This is a genomic window from Pseudoalteromonas luteoviolacea NCIMB 1944 (assembly GCF_001625565.1).
Lineage (GTDB): Bacteria > Pseudomonadota > Gammaproteobacteria > Enterobacterales > Alteromonadaceae > Pseudoalteromonas > Pseudoalteromonas luteoviolacea_F.
Window position 1 is genome coordinate 1 of the sequence record NZ_AUXS01000091.1, and the last position, 433, is coordinate 433.

Here is a 433-nt window from a genome sequence, read left to right on the forward strand (position 1 = left end):
TGGATATATAGTTACTCACGTAGATAGAGCTACAAAATACTTAATGGCCCAAAAAATAGAAAGTAAAACAGCGGAGGCCTTTAATAAGGCAACACTGTCAATGTTTATGCCTTTAGCTCCCTCGAAAAGGCTAACGCTTACGCTAGATAATGGAAAAGAATTTTCACTATTCAACAAGATCGAGAATAGACTAAAAATAGATATCTACTTCGCCGACCCTTATTGCTCATGGCAGCGAGGGACAAATGAAAATACAAATGGTCTAATTCGTCGTTATTTCCCCAAAAAAACTGACTTCTCGACTATAACTGATAATGAACTACAAAAAGTAGTCCATAAAATTAATAGCCGGCCCAGAAAAAGTTTAGATTATCAGACGCCGAAAGAAGCCTTTTCACTTGAAAATATGAGTGGTGCACTTGGAACTTGAATT

Annotated in this window: 1 protein-coding gene; it reads left to right on the forward strand. The window is 36.7% G+C overall.

Annotation, left to right across the window (positions count from 1 at the left end):
- Window positions 1-430 (forward strand): IS30 family transposase (locus N483_RS25040; RefSeq protein ID WP_155735435.1); only part of this gene is annotated, 430 nt, incomplete at its 5' end.
- Window positions 431-433 lie beyond the last annotated feature (3 nt).